Source organism: Streptosporangium amethystogenes (genome assembly GCF_000721075.1).
Taxonomy (GTDB): Bacteria; Actinomycetota; Actinomycetes; order Streptosporangiales; family Streptosporangiaceae; genus Streptosporangium; species Streptosporangium amethystogenes.
On record NZ_JOEQ01000003.1, the window covers coordinates 38,547 to 63,270 of the forward strand.

The 24,724-nt window shown below is 67.5% G+C and carries 22 protein-coding genes; 5 read left to right on the forward strand and 17 right to left on the reverse strand.

Features of this window, described 5'->3' with window-relative positions:
• The first annotated feature begins 4 nt into the window (after window positions 1–4).
• From IG98_RS0103380 to IG98_RS50095, 4 genes are all read left to right on the forward strand, one after another.
• On the forward strand, window positions 5–322 hold the full coding sequence (locus tag IG98_RS0103380; RefSeq protein ID WP_030905208.1) for a thiolase family protein: 318 nt from the start codon (window positions 5–7) through the stop codon (window positions 320–322).
• Window positions 319–1,014 (forward strand): 3-oxoacid CoA-transferase subunit A, encoded by a 696-nt coding sequence (locus IG98_RS0103385; RefSeq protein ID WP_030905211.1) that lies wholly within the window; start codon window positions 319–321, stop codon window positions 1,012–1,014. The genes IG98_RS0103380 and IG98_RS0103385 overlap by 4 nt, the downstream gene beginning before the upstream one ends.
• The gene (locus IG98_RS0103390) at window positions 1,014–1,652 is read left to right on the forward strand and encodes a 3-oxoacid CoA-transferase subunit B (protein WP_037969284.1); all 639 of its coding nucleotides are present in this window, start codon (window positions 1,014–1,016) and stop codon (window positions 1,650–1,652) included. The genes IG98_RS0103385 and IG98_RS0103390 overlap by 1 nt, the downstream gene beginning before the upstream one ends.
• A gap of 69 nt (window positions 1,653–1,721) precedes the next feature.
• Entirely contained in the window at window positions 1,722–1,862 is a 141-nt protein-coding gene (locus tag IG98_RS50095) for a hypothetical protein (protein WP_157594128.1), read from the forward strand.
• 94 nt (window positions 1,863–1,956) lie between these two features.
• Here IG98_RS50095 and IG98_RS0103400 read toward each other — a convergent pair whose 3' ends face one another.
• From IG98_RS0103400 to IG98_RS0103455, 12 genes are all read right to left on the reverse strand, one after another.
• Window positions 1,957–5,040, reverse strand: a complete 3,084-nt coding sequence (locus IG98_RS0103400) for a non-ribosomal peptide synthetase (protein ID WP_084195102.1) — start codon at window positions 5,038–5,040, stop codon at window positions 1,957–1,959.
• On the reverse strand, window positions 5,037–8,186 hold the full coding sequence (locus tag IG98_RS0103405) for a non-ribosomal peptide synthetase (RefSeq protein WP_030905219.1): 3,150 nt from the start codon (window positions 8,184–8,186) through the stop codon (window positions 5,037–5,039). Before IG98_RS0103405 ends, IG98_RS0103400 begins: the two co-directional genes overlap by 4 nt.
• The gene (locus tag IG98_RS0103410) at window positions 8,183–9,475 is read right to left on the reverse strand and encodes an MFS transporter (protein ID WP_030905222.1); all 1,293 of its coding nucleotides are present in this window, start codon (window positions 9,473–9,475) and stop codon (window positions 8,183–8,185) included. The genes IG98_RS0103405 and IG98_RS0103410 overlap by 4 nt, the downstream gene beginning before the upstream one ends.
• Entirely contained in the window at window positions 9,472–11,415 is a 1,944-nt protein-coding gene (locus tag IG98_RS46535; protein WP_084195103.1) for an ATP-grasp domain-containing protein, read from the reverse strand. The genes IG98_RS0103410 and IG98_RS46535 overlap by 4 nt, the downstream gene beginning before the upstream one ends.
• Before the next feature lie 233 nt (window positions 11,416–11,648).
• On the reverse strand, window positions 11,649–12,467 hold the full coding sequence (locus IG98_RS0103420) for a glycosyltransferase family 2 protein (protein WP_169750057.1): 819 nt from the start codon (window positions 12,465–12,467) through the stop codon (window positions 11,649–11,651).
• On the reverse strand, window positions 12,446–13,165 hold the full coding sequence (locus IG98_RS0103425) for a polysaccharide deacetylase family protein (RefSeq protein WP_030905231.1): 720 nt from the start codon (window positions 13,163–13,165) through the stop codon (window positions 12,446–12,448). Before IG98_RS0103425 ends, IG98_RS0103420 begins: the two co-directional genes overlap by 22 nt.
• The gene (locus tag IG98_RS0103430) at window positions 13,162–14,571 is read right to left on the reverse strand and encodes an Ldh family oxidoreductase (RefSeq protein ID WP_030905234.1); all 1,410 of its coding nucleotides are present in this window, start codon (window positions 14,569–14,571) and stop codon (window positions 13,162–13,164) included. Before IG98_RS0103430 ends, IG98_RS0103425 begins: the two co-directional genes overlap by 4 nt.
• Before the next feature lie 77 nt (window positions 14,572–14,648).
• The gene (locus IG98_RS0103435; protein WP_051751460.1) at window positions 14,649–15,086 is read right to left on the reverse strand and encodes a VOC family protein; all 438 of its coding nucleotides are present in this window, start codon (window positions 15,084–15,086) and stop codon (window positions 14,649–14,651) included.
• A gap of 13 nt (window positions 15,087–15,099) precedes the next feature.
• Window positions 15,100–15,870 (reverse strand): sulfotransferase, encoded by a 771-nt coding sequence (locus tag IG98_RS0103440; protein WP_030905240.1) that lies wholly within the window; start codon window positions 15,868–15,870, stop codon window positions 15,100–15,102.
• On the reverse strand, window positions 15,867–16,709 hold the full coding sequence (locus tag IG98_RS0103445) for a sugar phosphate isomerase/epimerase family protein (RefSeq protein WP_030905245.1): 843 nt from the start codon (window positions 16,707–16,709) through the stop codon (window positions 15,867–15,869). The genes IG98_RS0103440 and IG98_RS0103445 overlap by 4 nt, the downstream gene beginning before the upstream one ends.
• Complete coding sequence (locus IG98_RS0103450) at window positions 16,706–17,389, reverse strand: hypothetical protein (RefSeq protein WP_030905248.1); 684 nt, start codon at window positions 17,387–17,389, stop codon at window positions 16,706–16,708. The genes IG98_RS0103445 and IG98_RS0103450 overlap by 4 nt, the downstream gene beginning before the upstream one ends.
• Complete coding sequence (locus IG98_RS0103455; RefSeq protein WP_030905252.1) at window positions 17,386–18,270, reverse strand: Gfo/Idh/MocA family protein; 885 nt, start codon at window positions 18,268–18,270, stop codon at window positions 17,386–17,388. Before IG98_RS0103455 ends, IG98_RS0103450 begins: the two co-directional genes overlap by 4 nt.
• Before the next feature lie 963 nt (window positions 18,271–19,233).
• Between IG98_RS0103455 and IG98_RS0103460 the strand changes: the two genes are divergently transcribed.
• On the forward strand, window positions 19,234–20,649 hold the full coding sequence (locus IG98_RS0103460) for a hypothetical protein (protein ID WP_030905255.1): 1,416 nt from the start codon (window positions 19,234–19,236) through the stop codon (window positions 20,647–20,649).
• A gap of 419 nt (window positions 20,650–21,068) precedes the next feature.
• Here IG98_RS0103460 and IG98_RS44435 read toward each other — a convergent pair whose 3' ends face one another.
• From IG98_RS44435 to IG98_RS0103485, 5 genes are read right to left on the reverse strand one after another with little or no spacing between them, the layout of a single operon-like run.
• Window positions 21,069–21,755, reverse strand: a complete 687-nt coding sequence (locus IG98_RS44435) for a lipoyl protein ligase domain-containing protein (RefSeq protein ID WP_157594129.1) — start codon at window positions 21,753–21,755, stop codon at window positions 21,069–21,071.
• A 5-nt stretch (window positions 21,756–21,760) separates the two neighbouring features.
• On the reverse strand, window positions 21,761–22,432 hold the full coding sequence (locus IG98_RS0103470) for a dihydrolipoamide acetyltransferase family protein (protein WP_030905261.1): 672 nt from the start codon (window positions 22,430–22,432) through the stop codon (window positions 21,761–21,763).
• A 4-nt stretch (window positions 22,433–22,436) separates the two neighbouring features.
• Complete coding sequence (locus IG98_RS0103475; protein WP_030905264.1) at window positions 22,437–22,676, reverse strand: biotin/lipoyl-containing protein; 240 nt, start codon at window positions 22,674–22,676, stop codon at window positions 22,437–22,439.
• 34 nt (window positions 22,677–22,710) lie between these two features.
• Window positions 22,711–23,718, reverse strand: coding sequence for an alpha-ketoacid dehydrogenase subunit beta (locus IG98_RS0103480; RefSeq protein WP_030905267.1), 1,008 nt, complete (start codon window positions 23,716–23,718; stop codon window positions 22,711–22,713).
• Window positions 23,715–24,698, reverse strand: a complete 984-nt coding sequence (locus tag IG98_RS0103485; RefSeq protein WP_030905269.1) for a thiamine pyrophosphate-dependent dehydrogenase E1 component subunit alpha — start codon at window positions 24,696–24,698, stop codon at window positions 23,715–23,717. The genes IG98_RS0103480 and IG98_RS0103485 overlap by 4 nt, the downstream gene beginning before the upstream one ends.
• Window positions 24,699–24,724 lie beyond the last annotated feature (26 nt).

A 24,724-nucleotide genomic window follows, 5' to 3' on the forward strand; every position in this document is an offset into this window, starting at 1 on the left:
GAACATGGCATTCATCTACGCGTCGGCCCGCACGCCCTTCGGCCGGTTCAACGGCGCGCTCGCCGGTGTCCGTCCCGACGACCTCGCGGCGACCGCGATCACCGGTGTGCTCGCGAAGGCGCCGGCGCCGGCCCGGATCGGCGAGATCGTGTGGGGTCGCGCGAACCAGGCCGGCGAGGACAACCGCGATGTCGGCCGGATGGCCGGGCGGCAGAAGGCTATGGTCGCGGGAGGCGAGCGGTACGGCGTCGCCGCCATCCGCACCGGTGTGGGCCAGGCGCTCGCCGTGGTCCTTGAGAACGTCACGGGAGGAGCAGCGTGAGCAAAGCGCAGATCTTCGCATCGCCGGACGAGGCGGTGAGCGTCGTCAAGGATGGCGACACCGTGCTGGTGGGTGGCTTCGGACTCGCCGGCATGCCGTTCGACCTGATAGACGCCTTGATCCGGCACGGCGCGGGCGATCTCACCGTCGTGTCCAACAACGCCGGCAACGGCGACGTGGGCCTGGCCGCCCTGCTGAAGGCCGGCCAGGTGCGGAAGATCCTGTGCTCCTTCCCCCGGCAGGTCGACTCCTATGTCTTCGACGACCTCTACCGCCGCGGGAAGATCGAGCTGGAGGTCGTCCCGCAGGGCAACCTCGCCGAGCGGATGCGGGCGGCCGGGGCGGGCATCGGGGCGTTCTACTGCCCGACAGGCGTCGGCACGCCGCTCGCCGAGGGCAAGGAAACCCGCACGATCGACGGACGCGACTACGTTCTTGAGTACCCGATCAAGGGTGATGTCGCTCTGATCTCCGCGCACACCGCCGACACGCTGGGCAACCTCGTCTACCGCAAGACCGCCAGGAACTTCGGCCCGGTGATGGCCACGGCCGCCACGACGACCGTCGTCCAGGTCTCGTCGATCGTGGACGCGGGACACATCGACCCGGAGGTCGTCGTCACCCCGAGCATCTACGTCGACCGCGTGGTCCAGGTCGAGCCGCGCCACTACACCGTGCAGGGAGCCCGCTGATGCCACTCGATCCCGACCAGCTCGCGGCCCGGGTCGCGCAGGACATCGAACCGGGCAGTTTCGTCAACCTCGGTATCGGCCAGCCCACCAAGGTCGCCGACCACCTTCCGGCCGAGATCGGCGTCGTCCTGCACACCGAGAACGGCATGCTGGGCATGGGCCCCGCGGCTGTCGGCGACGAGATCGACCCTGATCTCACCAATGCCGGCAAGGTGCCCGTCACCGAGCTGCCTGGAGCCGCGTACTTCCACCACGCGGACTCCTTCGCCATGATGCGTGGCGGCCACCTCGACGTGTGCGTCCTGGGTGCCTTCCAGGTCTCGGCGAGCGGTGACCTCGCCAACTGGGACACCGGCGCGCCCGGCTCGATCCCCGCCGTCGGCGGCGCGATGGATCTGGCGATCGGCGCCAAGCGGGTCTACGTGATGATGACGCTCTTCGCGAGGGACGGCAGCCCGAAACTCGTGCCCACCTGCACCTACCCCCTCACGGGTGTCGGCTGTGTCAGTCGTGTCTACACCGACCACGCCGTATTCGAGATCACCCCCGACGGCGTCCGCGTGCTCGAATCGTTCGGCACTTCCGTCGAGGAGCTTCGCGCCCGGCTGGAGGTCCCGCTCGCGGTCGACGTCCACTGACCGTTCCCGTCCGCCGGTTACCGGGTGGCGCGATGCCCGCGAACCGTCGAGCGGTGGAGCGATCCCTTCGTGGTGGAGACGTTGTCCGCGGTGCGTTCGATGGCGGACTGGGCCGAGGCGGTCCGCCGTATCGACCGCCGCTTCGGATCCCCCGACGTCCTGCTGCGCATCGACCGCCGTCCGACCTGGCCGGCTTCGGCGCTCTCCTGAGGTCTGGCCGCCCGCGCCCCGGACGCCCCGGGGGACCGGCACATCGAGCGGTGGCGCGGCATCGCGGTTCACAGGGAAACGGCGCTCTTCTCGGTCAGAGGTCGTTGAGGCGGGTCACGAAATCCTCGGCGATCGCCTGCGCGACGTCCGGCGGGACGGTCGCGATGTCGTGCTCCACCTCTCCTTCGATCTCTCCGGTGCTCAGGGGAGTGAGTTCCATGGTCAGGTCGAACTGTGGGGCGATGGGCTGAACGCGCACGGGGGTGACCCGAACTCCGGGTATCCGCCAGACCGGTTCAACGGTGTTCTGCCAGGCGAACTGGACCTGGAACAGAGAAGACCGGTCCCTTCCGGTGCGATGGGACAGGCGTGCCAGTTCGGCGACGCCCAGACCGGACACCGCACGGGCACGATCCCAGGTGTCGGACAGGGCGTCGAGTGTTCCGTCCAGTTCCGCCGGGCCGATCGGGACGACGACCTGTCGGACGAGGTATCCGACGACGCCGCGGGTTCTCGGGTCGTCTCGACCTGCGGTCGGCACCCCGATGCAGAAGTCACTCGCGCCGGTGATGTGCCTGACCGTGCTCGCGAATGCCCGCAGGGCGAGAACGAATGGCGTGCGGTGATGGGCCCGTGCCTTAGCGGCAAGGTGCGCCCCGGCCTGGCCCGAGAATTTCATCCCTGCCGTCCCGTATCGACCGCCGTCCACCGGCGGCGGCGAGGACGGCCACTCGATGTCGCGGGTCGTCGAGAGGCGGGACGTCCACTTCCGGAGCTCATCGGCTGGAGGCCGATCAAGAGCGGGGTTCCGCATGTCAGTGAATCGGCGAGGTGGCGGTGGCGTCGCACCACTGAGCAGGATGCTCAGTTCGTCCGCGAGGACAGCCACGCTGTAGCCGTCGAAACATGCGTGGTGAATGCTGATCGTGAGGTCACACCCGGCCGGCGCGGAGTCGATCCGAGCCGCGATCAGCGGCCCCTGCGCGAGGTCGATCCGGCGGGCCAGGTCATACGCGCGCTGCCGCATCGGAATTGGGGGCGAGGAGTTCGCGATGGAGACGGTGACCGCGCTCTGCCGGTTCAGCACCTTCGCGACCGGAAGGCCGTCCTGATCGGTGTCAATGGCTGTCCTGGTCGCCTCGTGACGCGCGACGAACGTGCTCAGGGCATCGGCCAGCGCTTTGGCCGGCGGAGCCGGAACAAGACGGTACGACAGCACCAGCACGTTGCCGATGGCATGCTCAGGCCGCATGAGACCGTCCAGCCACAGTGAGATCTGGGCGTCGCTGAGCCCACCCGCCTCGGCGATCGTGGAGATCGCCTCGGAGCCGTTCCCGTCTGCGGATTCCTGGGCTATCCGCGCAACCGAGCCTGCTTTCAGTACCACGTCGGCCCCGATACTGATTCCCAGGTCGAGCAGCCGATGAGAGAGCCGGATCGCCGCCAGCGAGTCGAGACCGATGCTACGAAGATCCGTGTCGAGCCCGAGAGCGTCCAGGCCCAGCACTTCCGCAGCTGTTCGGCCGACAGTCTCCGCGAGGTCGCGAACCATCGGATCCGCGGGCACGGCCCGCATTTCGACCGGCGCGTTCGTGGGCGCGGGCAAGGCTGCGACGTCCACCTTGCCTGTCAGGCTGAGCGGGAATTCCTGCAGTTCGGTGATGCTCTGCGGGAGCATGGCGGCGGGCAGGCGCTCGCGCAACGCCGCCATCAGACCTGGGACGTCAAGAGGTGTTTTCACCGCCGTGACGTAAGCCGCCAGACCGCTCACGCGCTGCCCGTCGAGGATGGGGACCACAACGGCCTTGCGCACCTTCCCGGTCGCGAGCAACGACGCCTCGACTTCCGCCGGTTCGATTCGCTGGCCGCGGATCTTCAGCTGCCGGTCGGCGCGGCCGACGAACTCCAGCACTCCGTCAGCGCGCCAACTGACAAGATCGCCGGTGCGATAGACCCGTACCGGCTCCTCCCCGTCCACCGCGATCGGCGTGAATGCTCCGGTTCCGGCGTCCTCGCCGAGGTAACCGGCGGCCAGGCCGTCTCCGGAGATGAGCAGTTCCCCGACCTCTCCGACGGCGACGCGGGCCGCGGTCGAGGCGCTGGTGAAGCGGACGACGAGAAGCCCGGTATTGGGAATCGCCCGGCCGATTGGAATCCCTCGGGGAGAGTCGCAGTCCGCGAGGCTGATGCGATGCGTGGTGGCGAACACGCTCGCCTCGACCGGCCCGTAGGCATTGATCAGCGGAATGGTGGGGTGCCGGAGAAGGAAGTCGCGGACGTGGCGGGGAGAGGCACGCTCGCCACCGATGATCATTGTCCCCAGACCGGTGAAAACGTCGATGTCCTCGTCGACCAGCAGGTTGAACAGTGCCATGGTGAGCACGGCGCCGTTGACCCCCCTCGCGATCTCCTGGCGCAGCCCCCGCGGGGACGGGTACCCGTCGGCCCCCGTTGTCGCAAGGTTCGTGGTCCCCCCGTGGACCAGGGGATACCAGATCTCGAAGGTGAAGATGTCCCAGGAAACGGCCGCCGTCGCGGACATGTGAACGGGCACGTTCGGATAGTCCGGTTCGATCGGCAGGATGGTCCGGAGCACCGCCCGATGCGTGCTCAGCGCGGCCTTGGGCTCGCCGGTACTTCCAGAGGTGAAGTACACGCAGCACGCGGCGTCCAACGCGACGCCGACGCACGGGTCTGTGCCGCTCTGGGCCTGGGTGGATCCGCCGGAGGCGCTCGGCACCTCCTGGGCGCCGAGATGCCGCCGGTGGCCTTCGGGGCCGATCACGACAAGCGCCGCGCCTGTCCGCTTGATCACTTCTCGTCGGCGGGCGACCGGCCAGCGTACGTCCATCGCGCAATAGGCTGCCCCGATGCGCAGGATGGCGAGCATCGCCACCACCAGGTCGACTCCTCGGGGGAGGTCTATCGCGACGATCGAGCCAGGGCCGGCCTTCTGGATCCGCAGGACACGTGCGAGGTCGCCGGATTCCCGGTCCAGTTCGGCATAGCTCAGGTCGCGGTCCGGGCCTCGGACCGCGATGGCCGCGGGGGTGGCTTGGGCGTGCCGCAGGACATGCATGGCGATCTGTTCCTCGCCGAGATCAACCGAACGGCCGCACCACGAGTCGAGCAGCGCACGTTCGGCGTCCGATATCGGGTGTGCCGCCTCCATCGTCATGACACGACCTCCCGGACCGTGAGTGAGCACAGTTCAGCGACCCGAGCGGTCAGAGCCGCGATGTCGGCACGATCGAAATGATCGGTGCTGAACTTGGTGCCGACGGTGAACGCACCGGCGATGACGTCACCTTCGAACATCAGGGCATAGCGTTCGGACTGGCTCTCGGCCCGGTGGGCACCGGTGTCCTCATCGGCGTTCTGGAGGGAATCGCCGCTCCCGCGCTGTTCGAGGCGCCCCAGCTGGCTGCGGTAGTTCAACCGGAGATCAGGGCGGGGAAGCGCGGTCAGCATCCGCCTCTCCTCTTCCACAGGTGACAGAAAACGAAGAGCGTCGAAGCTGAACGGGCGGGTCGGGACGAGCCGGGGAGCTGCCAGCAGCCTCCGGACGGCGTCGCACCCGCTCCCTCGGACCACCCCGATCTCGGGATGGGTGCTCTGGAGGTACCCGATGGTGCGGGAGACGTCCAAGTCTCCGACCGTGGCGGTTCGGTTGTTGTCGTAGACATCCATCGCCACGGTGGCCGTCCCCGTCCATTCGGCCACAGCCGTCATGATCGCGGCCCGCAGCAGGTCGACCGGGCGGAACAGCGCCGGTGCGAGGCGGTGCAGGATCGCGTCGGAATCGGACAGGGTGAGCGCGGACCGAACGGTGACCACGGACGGCAGCAAGGCCGGGCCTTCGCGCCGGACCAGGGGAAGGACGTCGGGCCACGGGGCGGACAGCCAGGCGGCGGCGTCATCGCGGGCGATGTCGGAGACGAGGTAGGAACCGATCGCTGAGCGGACGGATCTCACCGATTCGGTCGGCGGGTCGAGGGTCGCCCGACCGGTGGTCAGCCGGCGGGTGAGTGCGGCCTCGGCCTCGTCCACCAGGAGGGACATCGAACAGCCGTCAAGAACGAGATGGTGCACGACGATCAGCAGGCGGTGGTCGGTCCCGGCCCGCAACCGCACCATCCGGAAAACCTCTCCGTTGCCCAGGTCGAGCTCTTGTTGAGCCCTCTGGGCAGGTTCGAGCAGCCGGGCGGCGAGATCGCCATCGCCGAGGTCGATGCTGTGGAAGACGTCCTTGGCCTCGCGCGCGTCGAAGCGCACCACCAGGGCCGCCAGATCAAACCGGCTGGACAGTGCTGGATGCTGGTCGAGGAGGGCGGTCGCCGTATCGAGCAGAGCGGCGTCGGGAACATCGTGATGGATTTTCATCAGGGCCGTCAGGGCGAAGTGGTGCGCCTCCGGGATGGGGCCGTCCAGCAGCCACCTCAGCTGCGAGGGCAGCAGTTCGGCAGGTTCGCCCGTGCGAGGGCCAGGTGAGTCCGACGACCCGGAAACCTGCTCCGCCTCGCGCGCTGCCGCACCGATGGCGGCCAGGGTGCCGCAGGTGAGCACCTCTGCCGGAGTGATCACGAATCCCCGGGCCCGGGCCCGGGCGGCGAACCGCACGGCCAGAAGTGAGTCGCCGCCGAGTTCCAGGAAATCGTCCTCGGGACGGGCCTGGTCCACACCGAGCACATCGCACCAGATCTGCCCGAGCGCGGACAGTCGGGGATCCGCGTCTCGGGGCGTGCCGGTCTGACGGTCGCCGGCTGGAGCACCGGCTTCGAGCCGGGCACCGATTTCCGCGGCCACCGCCGGGCGATCGATCTTGCCGGAGGAGGTCAACGGGATCCGATCCGCTCGTGCCCAGACAGTCGGCACGAAAGGCAGCGGAAGGATCGACGCCAGGCGTCCGGCCAGGACCGCCGTGTCGGGGGTGTCCGCTCCGTTCATCCCGACCAGGAGTGCTCCGAGTCGGGGTTCGGCGCCACTACGCGACAGGACGGCCGCTGCCGCGTCGGTGACCAGCCCGGTCGACCGGATAGCGGCCTCCACCTCCCCCAGTTCGATTCTGAACCCCCGGAGCTTCACCTGGTCGTCCGTCCGGCCGGTGAACACCAGGTCGCCGCTGTTCAGGATGCGGACGAGATCACCGGTGCGGTAATGGCGTTCCGGGGTCTGATCGGATCCGGACCGGCCGGCCAGGACAAAACGCTCGGCGGTCAGATCGGGTCGGCCAACGTACCCGTCGGCCAGCAGACCGTGGATGTAGAGCTCCCCCTCCTCGCCAGATACCGCCGGACGGCCATCGGATCGCAGCACCGACACGCGTCGCCCCGGGAAGGCGGTGCCGATCGGAAGGCCGCTCTCATCCCCCGGCAACTCGTCGCCCGGGTTGAAGCGGAACGCCGTCGACGTGACGACACTCTCGGAGGGCCCGTAGGCGTTGACCAGTACCGCGGCACTCAGCGCCGAGCTCAGATGGCGGCGCAGGTCCGCCAGGGCGGCGGCCTCTCCGCCGACCACGACGAGTCGCACCGAAGCGAAGTCCCCTCGGGAAACCGCCGGCAGTTCAACCGTTACCGTCCGCCAGTAGGCGGTGGGGAGCTGAAGTACGGTCACCGCGCTTTCGCGGACCATCGTCGAGAGGTCCGCCGAGTCGGGGAGCGCGACGGACTTGACGACCACAGCCGCCCCGGCGAACCAGGTAGGCCAGATCTCCTCTTGGGCGACGTCGAAGCCGAGGGAGGCGAACTGCAGGACTCGATCATCGGAGTGCAGTGCGAAGTAGTCCACGGCGTGCGCCGCATGGGCCGCTATGGCGGCGTGTGACACGCTCACGCCCTTCGCGACCCCGGTCGAACCAGACGTGTGGATGACGTAAGCCTCGTGCGTGCCGTCCGGATGACCGACCAGCGGCGTGTCGGCCTCGGCGGTGGCTGAGCCGAAGAGGGAGCGAAGTATCACCACTGGACAGCCGACCTCAAGGAGACCGTCCCGAAGCTCCTCGACCACCAGCAGCTTCGCCGACACGTCCTGTGCCTGCGCGACCAGGCGGGCAACCGGCACAGAGTCATCGAAGGGCACCACGGCGATGCCGGCCCGGGCCAGGCCGGCCAGCAGCACGAGCGCGCATCCACTGTTGGGCAGGGCCATCGCCACCCGGTCCCCGGTCCGGACGCCGAGACGGTGCAACTCTTCGGCCATGACGTCGGCATCACGGGCGAGTTCGGTGAAACTCCACGTCCGCTCGGCGATGAGCGCCGGCCGGTCGGGGTGTCTCATCACCGCCGTCGCGAAACCTTCGGCGAGAGTGGTCGGACGCTTCACTGAGTCGCCTCCGAAACATGGAGGCGGCCGGAGAGGTCCGCGGCGGCCCTGGTGCGGCTGGTCCACCCGACGGAGTACCGCTCGACCGTGCTGGCCAGCAGAAAGATCGCAGCGAGACCGAGCCACCCCGGCGGGCCGGCGGAGACACCGAGCGCTGTGATCACCATCGGGCCGGCGGTGTCGTGCACGTTGCTACCCAGATTGAAGACGGCAAGGTACTGGGTCTGTTGTCCGGCTGGGGAGAGGTCGTAAGAGATCTGCCACGCCGCGGCGGCGTGCAGGTTCTCACCGGCGGTGAGCAGCAGAACGCCGACGACGACGAGCACGGAGGCGGTCAGGGCATCACCGTAGTGCGCCACCCCTATGGCCACCGAGGCAAAGGCCAGCACGGTACCGCAGGTCGTGAGCGCCCGCGTCGCATCGGAAAGAGACTCGGCCATGCGTGTCCACCAGACCTGCCCGAACGCCGTGAACATCGTGTTGATGATCAGGACGACCGCCACCATGAACGGTGGCGCCTCGGTGTATCCGACGATCCACAGCGGGAGGGCGACGAACAGGATGCTGTCGTGCAGCATCAGGAACCCGTTGGCGAGAGAGACACTCAGGAAGGGAATCTCGCGAAGTGGCTGCGCGAGGACGGCGATGGGTTTTGAAGGTTCGCCCACCGGGTCCGGTACCGCCGGTACCGGCCTCTCGAACCGCTTCAGTCTCGCCACCAGGAAGACCATCGGGATGAAGGAGATCGCGTTGCCGAACACCAGCAGCCGGTAGGCCCACGACGCGTCCGACTCCACTGCGAGCCCGGCCAGGAGGGCGCCGAGTCCCAGCCCGACGTTCCGGAAGGCACGCAGGTAGGCCATCGTCCGCAGCCGGTCGGTCTTTTCGAAGATGCGCCCGACGAGTGCCTGGTTCGCGGGCGGACCCGCGCGATCGGCACTGGTGACCAGCACGACGGCGATCAGGAATTGCCAGAAGTTCGTGACCAGTGCCATACCGATGTAGGCGAAGATCCGAAAGAGGTGCAGGGAGACGAGGATGACGCGGGGCCCGGTCCGGTCGGCCAGGCGGCCGAGGAGGACGGACGTGGCCATGCCGATCAGCCCGGCGAGCGAAAGCCCCATACCGACCTGGAGCGGAGACAGGTGAATCACGCGCGTGTAGTAGAGAGCGCTGCCGGTCAAGAACATCCCGGTTCCGATGGAACCGAGGAAGCCGCTCGTGACGAGCACGCGCGCCGCCCCCGGCGGGGGGATGATGTCGATGATCTTTCTACGGTCAGTGTTCATGCTTGTCCGTCCAGTACCCCGGCGAGGATCTCGGCCGAGCGCTCCAGGTGGCGTGTGGTGAGGCCCTCAGGGGCCTGACGGCTGAGGTATCGATAGCCGAACCGGCGCAACACCACGTCGCTGCACCTCGTGTCACACCCCAGCGCGACGAAGACCAGGACGTCGGCCACCGGCCTGGAGAACAGCGGCAGAGCGGCCAGGCAGACGTCGGACTGGGGGCTCCATTCGTCGTCGATCGCCTCCCGTAACCGCTCGACCCGTCGAGCGAGGGCCGCCTTCAGGTCGTCGGCGCGGCTCTCCGGCAACCGGGCGATGTCAAGCGACGCCCGAAGGGCGTCCCTGCGTCCCGGATCCACTGGCGCGTCGAACCAGTCCAGGGTTCGTCCGGCGGCCCGGGCGACCTCGTCCACGGCAGCCCCGACGTCGATCCGGCCCGGGACCGCGAGGGCGACGGCGGTCAGCGCCTCGAACGCCAGCTCGGCCAGGTGCCGTTCGAGGACCTCCGCGGGGAGGATCCGGCTGTTGTCCCAGCTGTGTGTCTCCGCGGCCCGCAACGCGAAGCCGGCGACGGACGCCTCGGTCAACACCTCGACGGCCATCGGAGCCAATGGTCCTGAGTCGGCGGCGTTCAGCGCGGCATACGCCTGCCGCACCTTCTCCGCCACGGAGACCGAGGCCCGGACCCCGCGGGTGGCCTCGGAACCGGATGCCTCATCGATCGTCACCGTCACCGTTTCGGCAGCGGTACGGGCGATCTTGAGGGCGTGGGCAGGAGAGTGCGAGATGGCCCGAACGACGAGCAGCCGGTCCCGTGAGTCACGCGGGACCTCCACCACATCGGACCCGACCTCCAGCTCAAGCTCCACGGACAGGACGCCGGAAACCGAGCCCGCCTCGGCGAGTCCCGCGACGGCGACCACCCGGCCGCTCCGATCGGGGACCCGGTACCAGACGGCTGCGTAGCGGTCGCTCGACTCAAGGTCTCGCTGGCCAAGACGGAGACGATCGATCACGCTCTCACCGATCGACTGGCGCACGAAGAGGTCGAGCAGGTCGAACCCGTAGGTGTCCCGGATCGTCTCCGGGATCAGGTCACCGGCCGGCCGCAGATGTGTCTCCACCAGCCTCGGCCCCTCATCGGTGAGAATGACCTCGGTATGGGTCAGACCGTTCTGCACGTCCAGCGCACGTAGTACGTCGGTCACGGCCTCGCGGACCAGGTGTTCGGTCTCCGGTGGCAGCTCACCGCGGATCATGTGGCCGAGTTCCACACAGTGGACGGGATCCTTCACCTTCAGCGTGATCGCGACGATGAGGTGTTCCCCCCGCTCGGAAAACGCCTCGACGCTGATCTCGGGGCCATCCAGGAACGTCTCCACCATCAGCCTGCTGTCCGCGGCGTCCCCGGCCGCGAGACCCCACTTCCACGCCGCCTCGGCCTGGGACGGGCGGTGGACGACGGTGACACCCGAACTGGCCGCGCCCATGACCGGTTTCACCACGACGGGATATCCGTGACGGTCCGCGAAGTCAGTGATGTCGTCAGGCGAGGCGACCTGTCCGGCGAAGGGACCGGGGATGCCCGCCGCGGTTAATCGGTCACGCATGTGGAGCTTGTCATGGACTGCTCTGACCGTCTCGGCGGAGTGCATTTCCAGTCCCAGCGCGCTCGCCACAGCGGCCGCCTTGTCCTGGTCCTTCTCACTGAAACTGGCGACGTGGGTGACGGGCTCGACCTCGTGGATCGCCCTCGCCATGGCGATCCACGAGGAGTCGTCGGTCGAGGAGACACCCACGATTCGGGCGTGCAGGGACGCGTCGCGGACCCGCTTCAGCACATCACTGCGGACGAGTACGGAGGTACGCGCCTCAGGATCGACCTGGTGAATGTACGCGGGCAGTTCGCGACCATTCCCAACGACTAGAACGTGACGGTTCATATCATGTCCCTCGTTTCATCAACCGAAAGAACAGGTGCAATTGATCTGTGCGGTCTCCACCGCCATCAGTCATCGAGGATCCGTTTGGCGGAGATGACATGTCGCACCCCTGTTCTCCATGCCGACCTGAGCAGGCAGCCGCCCAGCCTGAAAAGGAACTGCGCTTGTTAACAAACCGATGCTTTCCCGAACGTTCTCCCGGATCGGCGAGCCTGGAGCGCCGATCCGTCGTGTCATTGCTCCCTCGTACTCGGCACGGCCAGCCGACGGGGTCCGCGGCGACCTGCCAGGTGGACGACGTTGAGCGCCCAGTTGACGAGTCGGGTCTGCACATCCCGCCCCGAGGCGGAGCCCAGGACCTGCTGGACCGCGACGGTCATCGTCAGCCGTTCGGGGTGGCGGCGGCCCGCGCCGTAGGCGTCCCGGACGGCACGCATCAAGCCCTTGCTGTTGCGGTGAACGATCACCATCGTGGGTACGAAATTAACCGAAAGGCCCATGGCGGCCAGCCCCGCGACGATGTCGTTGTCGCTGCCCGGCTCATTGACGACATCCCCGCGGGCCGCCAGGAAGGCTTCGCGCCAGACGGCCCCGTTTCCCCCGGCGAAGAAGCGCACCTCCTGCCCTGGCCGCAGCCCCCGGTACCGGTCGAGGTAACGCGACTGCCGGGCTCTGGAGACCACGCCGCTGTCGAAGGGCAGCACCCTGCCGGTGACGCCGCCTCGGTCGGTGGTCAGTTCGCGATCGATCTGGTCGAGCCAGTCGGCTCTGGGAAGAGCGTCGTCGTCGAGGAACGCGATCACGGGTGAGACCGCCTGCTCGGCGGCGAAGGATCGGGACGGCATGGCGCCGATCGGCTGCGGGTTGCGCAGAAGCCGGATCGGCAGGCCGGCCACCTCCACCGCGTCGGCGATTCGCGGCTTCGAACCGTCATCGACGACGAGTACCTCGTACAGCAGCGCGGTGTTGCATTCCGCCAGAGCCTTCAGGCAACGCCGGAGGTCTCGATAACGGTCTCTACTCGGGATGATCACTGTGATTCGCGGTTCCACTGTCGCCTCCATTCGTCGCAGAGCCACGGCCATGTGTGCTGGTCGTCCGAGGGAAGATAGGTACGACGGATTCGTTGTGGGGCGACGGTCCACGGCAGCGGGTCCGCCTTCACCGTGCCGAAGCCGAGTGTCCCGGCCGGGACCGCGTCAACGGTCGGGGGGAAGCCGTAGGGGTAGGCCAGCAGGGGCCGGACCACCCCCAGCCGGTCCTGGATCGCTGCCAGCGAGTCCACGATCTCCCTGCGCTGTTCGACCGGGGCGAGCTGGTGCAGCATCCGATGCGTCACGGTGTGCGAGCCGACCGCGTGACCCGCCCTGTGCAGCTCGGTCAGCTCGGCCCAGCTCAGGTGCTGGGCATGCTGCGCTTCCAGCTCCGCCATCTCGGTAATGGCGAAGAAGACCGCTCTGATCCCCAACCTGTCGAGGATGGGCAGGGCATGGTCGAGATTGTCGCGATGTCCGTCATCGAGCGTGACGAGCACGGTGGGCTCGTCCGGTAGCGCGGTCAGATCATCGAGTGCTTCCGGGGAGAGGGCCGGCCCGTACCGGGACAACACTGTCTCAAGGCCGCGTTCGAAGCCGTCCGGGGTGAGCGAGGTGTAGTGCACAAGCTCTGGATGCACGTGGTGGAAGTAGAGGACCAGGGGCCAGCCCGGGGCGGAGGAGCGTAGCGCCCGAGCCGCGGCGGGCCCGATCACCGCTCGCTCCATCCAAGCGCCGTCGCGACGGCCGCCGGGATGGGAATGCCCGTTTCATGGGCGCGGGCCGTCCATGCCGCCTCTGCTTGGTCCGGGAAGTACGGCGTGGGCGGCTGTCCTGGATATCCCGCCACTACCGCGTCCCGAAGGATCTGCACCAGCTTGTCGATTGAGGTCCGTTCGGCATCCAGCCCGAAGGCTGTGGTGGAAAGACCGACGAACAACTGTGTGCAGCCCATCGGGCGACCGGGTTCCGCGCGTTGTTTGACCACCAGCGGACTTACGGTTTGCCCCCCCAGGATGCCCGCCAACACCTCGGCGATGAGCGTTACGCACAGCCCCTTGTAGTCACCGAAGACCGGGACGGAGCCACCCTTTTCCAGGTCCAGTGGATCGGAGGAGGGTCTCCCCCGGCTGTCCAGCAACCACTCTGGCGGAACCTGATCACCGCGCTGCGCGGCAGCACGGATCTTGCCGATGGAGACCACGCCGGTGGCGAAGTCCACCACGAAGGGCTCAACGGCCGCGGTGGGCGTCACCATACAGATCGCGTTGCTACCGAGCGTCGGCCGTGCCGCTCCGGGTGCGGCCAGACTCGGTCCCGAGATGTTGAACAGCAGTCCGGCGACGCCCTGCCGTTGGAAAGGCCAGCGATAGGCCGCCATCATTCCCACATGGTTGTTGGAGTGGACGGCCACGGCGGCCACTCCAAGCCGGGCGGCGGTGGCCGCGCACCAGTCCGCGGCCATCGCCGCCGCGGGCTGACCGAAGCCGTTCCGAGCGTCGATGCGGGCGACGGCTCCTTGCTCGGCCAGCACCGGCTCGGCGAGCGGATCGATCCCACCCTGGCGCACTCGGGCCAGGTAGGTCGGCAGCAGGCCCACACCGTGCGAGTGGTGGCCACGCACATCCGCTTCCACCAGGACGTCAGCCACCAACGCGGCGGTCTCGTCACTGCTGCCGGCCGCCCTGAGCGCGGCAGCCGATCGCTCCTTCAGCGTCGCGGGTGGGATCCGCAGCGGCTCGGGAACCGGCTGGCTTTCCGCGTCGACGTAGCACAGCGTTCCCCGGGCAAGCCGACAAACCCGATCGGTGGGCAAGGATCCGTCGGTGGCCAGCAGAACGGTCGTCTTGCCCTGGCTCGTACGCCGGTCAAGCAGGTCGGCCAGCACCGTGGGGTCCATGGCATCGGCGTCATCGATGATCAACGCGTCCGATTCCACTGTTCCGAACCGTGGCTCAAGTTCGCCGCAGAGTACCTTGCAAAGAGTCGATTTCCCCGATCCGCGTTCTCCCTGGATCAGCAGGCTGCTGCCGGCCGGAATCCGTAGATCCGCACCGCGCAGCAGCACCACCTCGTTCCCCTTGGCGCCGACCGTGATAACAAGATCGTCAACTTTCAGCATGCGTACTCCTGGGCCGTGATGCGCCACGCGACCGGAAGGTACGACGATAAGATGATCTTGATGGCAGGTCGTTCATCTCACCACTCCGTCGACACGTCTAAGCCGTCACGCTGCAGGAACTCCAGCCGGTTGCCGAGGTTGTCGGCCGCGTAGAACCGCCGGTGCCCAGGGAAGTTGTCGTCCCAGGTCACCTCGACGCCCTTGGCCGCCAGATGCCGCGCCAGAGCGTCGAGGTCAGCGACCCGGATTCCCGGGTGGGCTTTGCGGGCCGGCCGGAAATCATTTTCGACACCGAGATGGATCTCCAGGTTGTCGGCACGTATCCAGAGGCCGCCGCGCGCGGCGAGTACCGGCGGCTTGACGAGCTCCACCATGCCGAGAACACCGACGTAGAAGGCGCGACAGTCGTCCTCACTGCCGGCCGGGATGGCGATCTGGATGTGGTGCAGGCCATAGCCGAACTCGGTCCCGTGATCGGGACCATATCCCTGGCTCGAAACTGAGAGGTTGTTCATTTGTTGGATCTCCTTACGAAATCGTGTGGCGGAGCGTCCGCCACACTGCTGCGATCTCCGGCGACGGTTCTTCGATCGCCGAAGGTCTGGTGGCCGAGAGAGCGTTGAGCGGACCGGAGAGTTCCAGGCCGGTGAATGCACTGAGCCGCTCGGTCGCCGCACCGGAGCACAACTCGTGGTAGTCGACGACGAGCCTCCGCTCGGGTGCGATCCGGTCGGCGCTCTCCAGCCAGGAGGCGTGCCAGGCCGCCCACTTCCGACAGGCGTCGGCGGTCGAGGACGGCCGCCAGGGCCGGTCGCCCGTCCACTCCAGCTGTGAGGCGGCCGCCTCCAGCGGGTGCCGGACAAGCAGGATCACCCGCGGTCGAGGCAGCACGTCGAGGAGGCCCGGAAGGTCCAGCAGATACTCGTTGTATTTGTCGCCCCAGCAGGGCCAGTCCGCATAGGCCTGCTCGATCACATGCCTGCACGTGCTCACCGGGTCGGTGTGCTCGCCACGGGCCACCTCTGCGGCGGTATCGCGCAGGACCCTGTCGAGGTTCCCGAGCCAGCGGGCCGCGTGTATCCCGCCCGGCGGTTTACGGTGGAGCGCATGGCTGATCTCGTCAGCCCGGAAGTGCCGGCAGGCAAGGTCCGCCCTCGTACACCAGCGGGCCAGCACGTAGGGCAGTTTTCCGTTGACGGTGAAGATCCCCCCCATGGCTGCGTACGCCTCGCTCAGCACATGCGCGAGTGCGGTCGTACCCGAGCGCTGCGCGCCGAGAAGAAGAAGGGGCTCGGTCATGACTCGACCAGCGCTCGTAACGCCCGCATGCAGGAGACGCTGGCCCAATAACCACCGTCCGAAAAGGCATCACCCCACGGACGGTCCCGTTGGTCCTGGGTAAGCACCCGTCCAGAACGCCAGTGGGTCTCCAGCGAGAGCCAGCCGGTGTAACCGTCCGCACCGAGCCTGTCAATGATCCGCCCCCAGGGCAGATCCCCGTCACCGAGTCGCACGTAGCCACCGGTACCGGAGGGATCCTTCACATGGATGTGGCCGATCCTCTCTCTGCCGATCGTGTACTCCTCGGGAAAAGGATTGGAGTGCCAGCCGCTGAAGACAGAATTCCCCGGATCCCACAGAACACCGATATCCGGCCGCCCGAGAGCCTCCAGAAAGGCGAGCGTCAATGCCATGGTCGGCGTATTGGTTCGGGTACCGGTCTCCACAAGAAGCCGTACGTCTCCCAAATCCAGACCGTCCAGCACCTCTGCGGCGACCAACGCCGCGGTCTTCGGGTCAGGATCGCCATCACGGTAGAAGGTGAAGATCCGTACGTGCGGCGAGCCGAGTATGCCCGCCTGCTCGATCACGCGGCTGAGCAGATCCCGAGTCGCCGCCACGTCGGCGTCGGTTCGGGGCAAGTTCCGCTTCAGCGCCGGCGGGCAGAAGCCGGCCACGGCCAGATTCCGCTCCGTCAGTGTTCGACGTATGTCGGCAAGCTGCGCGTCGCTCAGTACATGCGGCGGCACATTGGCCACCGAACGAATCTCAACTCCGGTGAGACCACACTCGACCACGGCATCGGCAGCCCGGGTCAGATCCTGGTCGATTTCGTCATTGATGATCGCCAGCTTCATCGGAAATCCTTCCAGACTCTGCGGAGTACCTCGAGGTCCGCCTGGGGCACGCCGGCCCGGGACTCCACTGTGATGTCGACGCCGGTGGAGGCGAAGGGTGCCAACCAGCCCAGGTCCTCGTGGCCAAGCGCGCGATGCCGGGGCCGTTCGTTCGGATCGGACGGGAGGGTGAACCCCTTGACCTGGATCGCGGCGGTACAGGCCAGCAACCGGGCTTCCTCGGATCGGACATCGACGTCGATCTGGGCGAGCCCCAGGTTGTCGAGGACCAACCGGCAGCCGTACCGGTCACAAAGTTGCAAGAGTTCGTCGATCGCCGCATACCCGGCGTGGGTTTCGATGAGTACCTGCTCGGCTTCCCTGCCCCGGACCAACTCGGCGAACTGCTGGGCGGTGTCCGTCGCCGCCGACGCGCCCACCTCGGCGAACACCTTGATCGCCTGGCCCGCGAACCGGGTTGCGGCAGCGGTGTCCTGCCCCGGCCGGCCCAGCACCACGGAGATGCCCACGAACGCCACGGGCAGACCGTCCAGACCCTCGATCCCCTCGTCCTCCCAGGCATGGCCTTTGCCCGCCCGGAGATCGACGACCTCACCGAGAGCCACCCGGGTCAGCCGCGCGAATTCGGCAGCGCCGAGCCGGGGAGCCGACCCCGACGAAAGTCCGAGCCGAGAGCTCATGGGGCACCCATCTCCCGCAGCGCGTCCAGCACGACCATCGCCGGGCGGGTCCGGTGCAACGCCGAGCGATCGGGCTCAGCGGACAACTCCCTGTACACACGCGCCCTGGCCTGTGATGTGGTGAGTTCCCGGGCGCTGATGGTCTCGTCCACCCGCTGGAATTCGACGGCACCATCCCGGATTTCGAGCCTGCGGCCATCAGCCAGCAGGATCAATCGCTCCGCACGCATGTTCACATCGGCGGTGACCGTGAAGTTCAGTGTGGCACCCGACACGAACCGAATCAGGCCGCTGCTTCGCAGATCGATTCCAGGGGCGCACTCGTGATAGTCGGCGATCTCGACCCGCTCGACCTCGCCCAGTACCTGACAGGCCAGATCGAGGTAGTGCACGCCCAGGTGCGCCATGATTCCGCCCAGCGCACTGCTGGAATCGCCACGCCAACCCCGATAGTGCCGAGCCGCGTCCCTGGGCCGGCTGACCAGGAGGGTGCCCGCGGTGTCGCCTGGCCATTCCAGCAGCGCTTCGCGAGGAAGCCGGAACCGATGCTGCAACATGACAGCGACCATCCCGGGTTCGGCGACGATCCGGTCGAACTCCGCCACGGACATCGCCGGCGGCTTCTCCACCAGGACCTTCTTGTTCGCCCGCAACGCTTCGACGACCCGCTCCGCTCGGCCACCCGGCGGCAGACAGAGCGCGACCGTGTCTATCGTCGAGTCCGACAACACCGCGTCCCACGATGGCAGCCTCAGTTCCTCCGGAAGGAGAACTTCGTCATCGGTGTCGAGGATGCCCGCGAGCGATACCTGAGCGATCTGCCGAATCGCCTCCTCATGCTGTCGGCCGGCCCCCCCGTACCCGACAATCGCAACCCGCATAGTGCTCCTCCGAAGTTGTGCAGTACGTTCCGGTGGGTGACGATCAGCTACTCGATGACCGAGTGCGGCTCGTCACGCAGGCACACTGATTAGTGGCCGAGCAGGCGATAGCCCTATATGTGCAGGTATCGCAGTTGGACTGCGCAGGGCCTTCCCCCCGTCCGCCCCGGTTGAGGACGAGGGAGCGGCGACCCCCCCTAAGGCGCATGGTCACTCCGAAGTCAATCAAAATCTGTGGACCTGACCATGCACGTACGCACCGGCGCCTGTCGACCCTTTACGACATTGCTTTCTTTTTGGTCGTATTGATCGCGGCCTCATCCTGTTCGCATGAGGCCGATGGGAATCGGCATGCGGCCGTTCATCCCACAGATGGCGATCGCGCCATTCCATGCTCGCCGAAAACCATATTATAGCTGCCAATAAATAAATTCGGACAGGTCAACACTTCTTCGGAACGCCGCCAAGGAGACCCCGTCGGAGAGCGACCCGATCCGGACTGAGTCGACGCTCGGATCGGGAGGCGCGGGAGCCGGTGCCGTCGTCCAGAGGGTGAGCCGGTCGCGGATGTGGCGCAGCGCGAGTGGTCAGCGACCACTCGACTTCCCGGTGAACGTCGGAAGCGGAGACGGCACAGCGTCCGGACACTCTCGAAGCCCACATCGCGGGCCGGCCTGCCTCGGCGCTGGTAATGACATTTATGGCCAGAAAGGATTGAATGTCGTGATCACAGCGGGGGCGGAACCAACGGGGCTGGTGACCGGATGTGGAGCGGATGAGCACGGATGGGCACAAGGCTCACGGCCGGCTGGTTTCTCCGGTGCTTGTCGGGCGCGACGGAGAGCTGGAGCGGCTGGTCACCGCGGTGACCGTGCCGCCTTCGGTGATCGTGGTCGAGGGTGAGGCGTCTGGGTCGTCGTCAACCAGCGGACCATAGCCAACGGCCTGACATACGCCACCAGAGTGGAACCGGACGCGTGGGTCAGCCAGATCATCCCCATCCGTGAGGCCGGTGCGGCCGGATTGGCGATCTTCCCGTCGAAGGGCGGCTCCTGCGCCCTGCCGATCGGCGTCTACCAGGAGATCAACACCGGCGATCCCAAGCCCATCAGCATCCCGAACGTCTCCCTGTCGAACAAGGAGGGACTGCGGCTGCGCACCCGGCTCGCGAGCGAGGCGGTCAGCGTCCGGGTGACCGGCACACCGCAGACGCCCTACACCTACGTCCTCAAGCCGTACGCCGAGGGCAGCGTGCCGAAGTCCCTGCACTACACCTTCACCGGCAAGCAACTCGTCCAGGTCGACCTGGACGTCCACGCCTCCCAGCCGACCAGCTTCAACAGCTACCACACGGTCTACAAGCAGGACGACGCCACGACCACGACGACGGCCACCTCGCTCTGGGCGCATACCGCCTTCGTCGGACCGACCAGCCGGACCGAATGGGTCGGCCCCGTCGATCCCACGGTCATCCGCTCGCACGGCATGTCCTCCGCCAACCTCGACCTGACGGCCTACTACGACACCCGGTGGCGCATCGAGGTGTTCGACCGGCCCGGCCGTACCCGGCAGCAGTGGTTCACCGCCGGCCTGACGCCGGGCGCCATGACGGCGGCGGAGAAGGTCTACGCGCTCGCCGACAAGAACGCGCCGCCCCTCACCACACGGGGCGTGGACCTGACGTGCACGATCTGCGTGCAGGGTGACACCCTCTGGGCGGAGTTCGCCCCGGCGGGCACGCCCGACAAGCATCCGTTCAGCAGCGGATTCTGGAAGAACAACGCTCTTCTCACCCCGGACTACGACCTGCGTCTCTACCGAGACGGAACGGAGATCCCCCGCATCGCGCGGCCCTACCTGGACAACCTCCCCGCGTTCACCCTGCCCGAGGGCTCCGGCACCTACCGGCTGACCGCGAAGAACACCCAGCACGACACCGAGTGGACGTTCCGCGCTCCGCCGGCCAAGGAACACGTGCTGCCGGGATCGTTCTGCAAGTACTGGATCATCGAGGGAGTCACCGAGCAGTGCCGGCCCACGCCCGTCGTCTTCGCCGGCTACGACCTGGGCGACGGCCTGGCGATGGACAACACCGTCCGCTCCGGCCGATCCCACAGGTTCACCGTCGAGGCCTACCACTCGCCGTCCGCGGCGAAGATGCCGAAGATCGCCGGGCTCAGGCTGTGGATGAGCACCGACGACGGCGCCAGGTGGACGCCCGTCTCGGTCAAGCGCGACCGTGACGGCGCCTACACCGCCGACACCCGCTACCCGTCCCTGCGCGACACCTTGGGCGCGGTCAGCCTGAAGGTCGAGGCCTGGGACGCCGACGGCAACCGCCTCAAGCAGACCAGCACCCGCCTGTTCAACCTGCGCTGAGCGGAGGGGACCACCCACTGAGAGACCGCTGCCGCGTCGCGACACTCATGTCACCGACGCGGCAGCGGTCTCTCGACGAGATCTTGGATCTCCTCGGATGTCGGATCCACTCCGCCGTAACCAGATGATCCTGATCTTGCATGACGCGTCCAGGCGATCAACCGGACGTATGTTTCCGAGGTTGCGAGCCGCGGCGACTCCCACGGTCAGGGTGACCGGCGGGACGGCCGTGTCTCGGCGACCCCGGCGGGCCTCCTCGACGCTGAGAACCGAAGGCATCCGGCCGCCAGGCCTTTCCGCCCCGCCGGGAAAGGGCCGCGGGGCGAGGACCGACCGGCATGATGCGCCTTCACGTCACGGACGCCGACCGCGGTCACCCAGCGGGAGACCGCGGGCCTCGTTCCCCACGCGCCGCCGTTTCAGGTTGATTCGAGAATGTCCTCGGGGCGTACGAGTCCATGCGTGACGTAGGCCGTGGTGATCTCGGCGGCGACGGTGTGCGGGGTGGGGATGCCCACCTCCTCCTCGACCGTGCCGATCGTCGCGGGGTCCAGTTCCAGGCCCAGTGCGTCGTAGCAGGCCAGTGCCACTTCGCGGAGGGCGGGACCGCCGTGGACCTGCACGACGGAGCTGACCAGCCAGGAGCGCCCCCGGATCCGTTGGGCGATACCGGCGATCTTGACTCGGCCCCGGGCGTTGACGCTGTGGTCACCCGGGCAGTACTCCCGGGGCACGGGACCGACGCGGGCATCCAGGCCGAGGGAGGCCAGGGCGGCGCGCAGCGCCTCCGCGACCGCGGTGAAGCGGTGGTGCGGGGACACGACGCCGTCCGGGTCGACGCCGTAGTGATCGAGGACCAGGCTGCCCTGGTGCAGGGGGGCGGCCGATCCGCCGACCGGGCGGACGTGGGCGGCGAAGCCGTGCGCCATGGCCGCCGCGGCGGCGAGTTCGAACCGGGGGTTCCTCGTGTCACGACGGCTGAAGGCGACGACCGGCCGTAACCGACGGATATGGAGGATGGGGAATGTCCGCTCTTCTCGCGAGAACTCCCGCAGGAGACCTGCGACGTGCTGAAACGGGTCTCCTGCCGAGGGATCGGGGGGCACGGGGATCAAGGTGTCTCGATCAGGGCGCGTAGTTCCGTGAGGAAGGCGGCGCCCGTCGCGCCGTCGACCGCTCGGTGATCACAGGTGAGCGTGAAGTCGGCCTGAAGGACCCACCCCGCCACGCCGTCACGGCGGACGTACCGTTCCGTGGTCGCACCGATCGCGAGAATCGCCACCTGCGGCACGTTGAGTATCGCGGTGAACCGGTCGATGCCCTGCATACCGAGGTTGGAGATCGTGAAGGTGCCCCCGGTCACATCGGCCCTGCCGAGCCGGCCCGCCCGCGCCCGGGAGACGAGATCACGGCGGGCGGCCCTGATCTCCGGCAGCGCGAGTCGGTCGGCGCCCTGGACGACGGGAACCATGAGGCCCGCGTCGGTCGCGACCGCCACCCCGATATTGACCTGGTCGACCTGCGTGACGGCCAGGTCGTCGTACCACGCGTTGAGCTGCGGGTGTGCCACCAGTGCTCTCGCGCAGCACTCGATCAGCCTGTCGGTCACGGTCGCTTCCGCGTCGCGCCGCTTCACCGTGAGCGCGGCCGACATGTCCACGGTGATCGTCAGAGTGAAGGCCGGCGCCTCCCACGCCTTGATCATCTTACGCGCCCCGGCCCGCCTGATACCGGTCAGCGGCACCGCGTCGCGTACGGCGGGGCTGCTCCCGTCCACGGTCATCGTCCTAGTCCGTCTCGATGACGGCGATGACCGAGCGGACGTCCACGGTCTCTCCCTCAGCCACAAGGATCTCGGTGAGGACACCGGTCGCTGGAGACTCCACGGTCTCCTCGACCTTCTCGGCCTCCACGTCGGCGAGTGGTTCGTCTTCGACGACCCGCTCGCCGACCTTCTTGAGCCAGCAGGAGATCGTGCCCTCGCTCATACCCATTCCCCATTGCGGGAGTAGGACTTCAACCCTCATTTTCCTGTTTCCTTCCTTGTGTAGTCGATTGTCGTCACGCCGGTTTGAGACCGGTCACCCGCCGGAGCGCGGCGGTGATGCCATCGCGTGTGGGGTACATCTGCTGCTCAAGGCTCGGGCTGAACGGGATCTGCATGTCCGGCGCGGTGAGCCGCACGATGGGTGCCTTGAGCGCGTCGAACACCTCCTCCGCGACGAGGGCCGATATCTCGGCCGCGGCCCCGCACGTACGGTGTGCCGGTTCGACCACGACGAGCCGCCCGGTCTTCGCGACCGAGGTGAGGATCGCGGTCGTGTCCAGGGGAACGAGCGTGCGCGGGTCGATGACCTCGACCGACACGCCTTCCTCCGCGAGGCGGTCGGCGGCTGCGCACGCGTCGGGCACGGAACCGGAGATCGCGACGAGGGTGACGTCGGTCCCCTTCCTGGCCGTCCGCGCGACTCCCAGGGGGATCCGGAAGGCCTCGTCGCTGACCTCGCCCTTCAGCCCCCACAGCTTCACGGCCTCGAATGCCAGCACCGGGTCATCGGAATCGATGGCGGCGCGGAGCAGCCCCTTGGCGTCCTCGGGTGACGCGGGGGCGATGATCTTCAGCCCGGGTACGTTCATGAACATCGGGTACGGCCGGTCCGAGTGATGCGCGCCCGTGTTGAGGCCGTAGAACATCGCCGAGCGGAAGACGACGGGCATGGACGCCTGGCCGCCGAACATGTAGCGGTTCTTCGCGACCTGGTTGACGAACTGGTCCATCGCCATGTAAAGGAAGCTCGAATAGGAGAGGTCGACGATGGGACGGAGCCCTGTCATCGCGGCACCGGCCGCGATGCCCACGATCCCCTCCTCGGAGATCGGGGTGTTCCTGATGCGGTTACGGCCGAACAACTGCAGGAAGTCGCCTTCGCTGCTTCGCGACTTTCCGCCGCCCGTCGTGCCGTAGACGTTGGCCTCGACGTCCTCCCCCATGATGACGACGCGCTCATCGGCCTCCATCGCCTCGCGCTGCGCGGCGCCGATGGCTCCGAGGTAGCTCATGACGCTCATACGGCGGTCACCTCATCGGTGTACAGGTCCTCGAATGCGACGGACGGCTCGGGGTAGGGACTTTCGTTCGCGAACTCGACCGCACGATCGACCTCGTCCATGACTTCCGCGTCGAGCGCCTTGAGGTGTTCGTCGGTGACTCCACGATCGCGGAGCCTCGCGGCGAGGTAATCCAGCGGATCACGGCGGAGCCACTCACCGACCTGCTCCTTGTCGCGGTAGTTGTCGATGCGCAGGCCCTCGGAGTGCTCGTTGAAGCGGTAGGTCATGACCTCCACCAGGCTCGGGCCCTCGCCCGACCTGGCGCGGTCGGCCGCGGTCTTCACGGCGTCGTACACCGCGAGCACGTCCTGACCGTCGTCGACACGGACGCCGGGGATGCCGAACCCGGCCGCGCGCTCGAAGATGTCGCCGGAGGTCACGGTGTGCGCCGGCGTGCTGAGCGCGTACTGGTTGTTCTCACACAGGAAGATGACCGGCAGTTTCCAGACGCCCGCCATGTTCATGGCCTCGTAGAGGACTCCCTGGTTGGCGGCGCCGTCGCCGAAGAACGCGAGTGAGACCCGCGGGCGGCCAAGGATCTTCGACGCGAACGCGGAGCCGGCCGCGATCGGAATGGAGGATCCCACGATGCCGGACTCGCCCAGGCTGCCGACCGAGAAATCGGCCAGGTGCAGCGACCCACCCTTGCCCCGGCACACTCCGGTGGCCTTGCCCACGAGCTCGGCCATCAGCGGGCCGAGAGAGGAGCCCTTGCCAATGGGATGGCCGTGGCTGCGATGGTTCCCCGTCATGTAGTCGTCGTCATCGAGCGCCATGCAGGCGCCGACGACCTGAGCCTCCTGGCCGATGCTGGTGTGCACGGCTCCAGGAATCAGGCCGCGTTTGACCATCTTCGCCGCGCGCTCCTCGAAGCGCCGGATGCGCGTCATCCGCCGCTGCATCTCCAGCAGCGTGGACGTTGATATGTCGGTGCGCACAGAACCTCCCTTGCATAAATATTCAA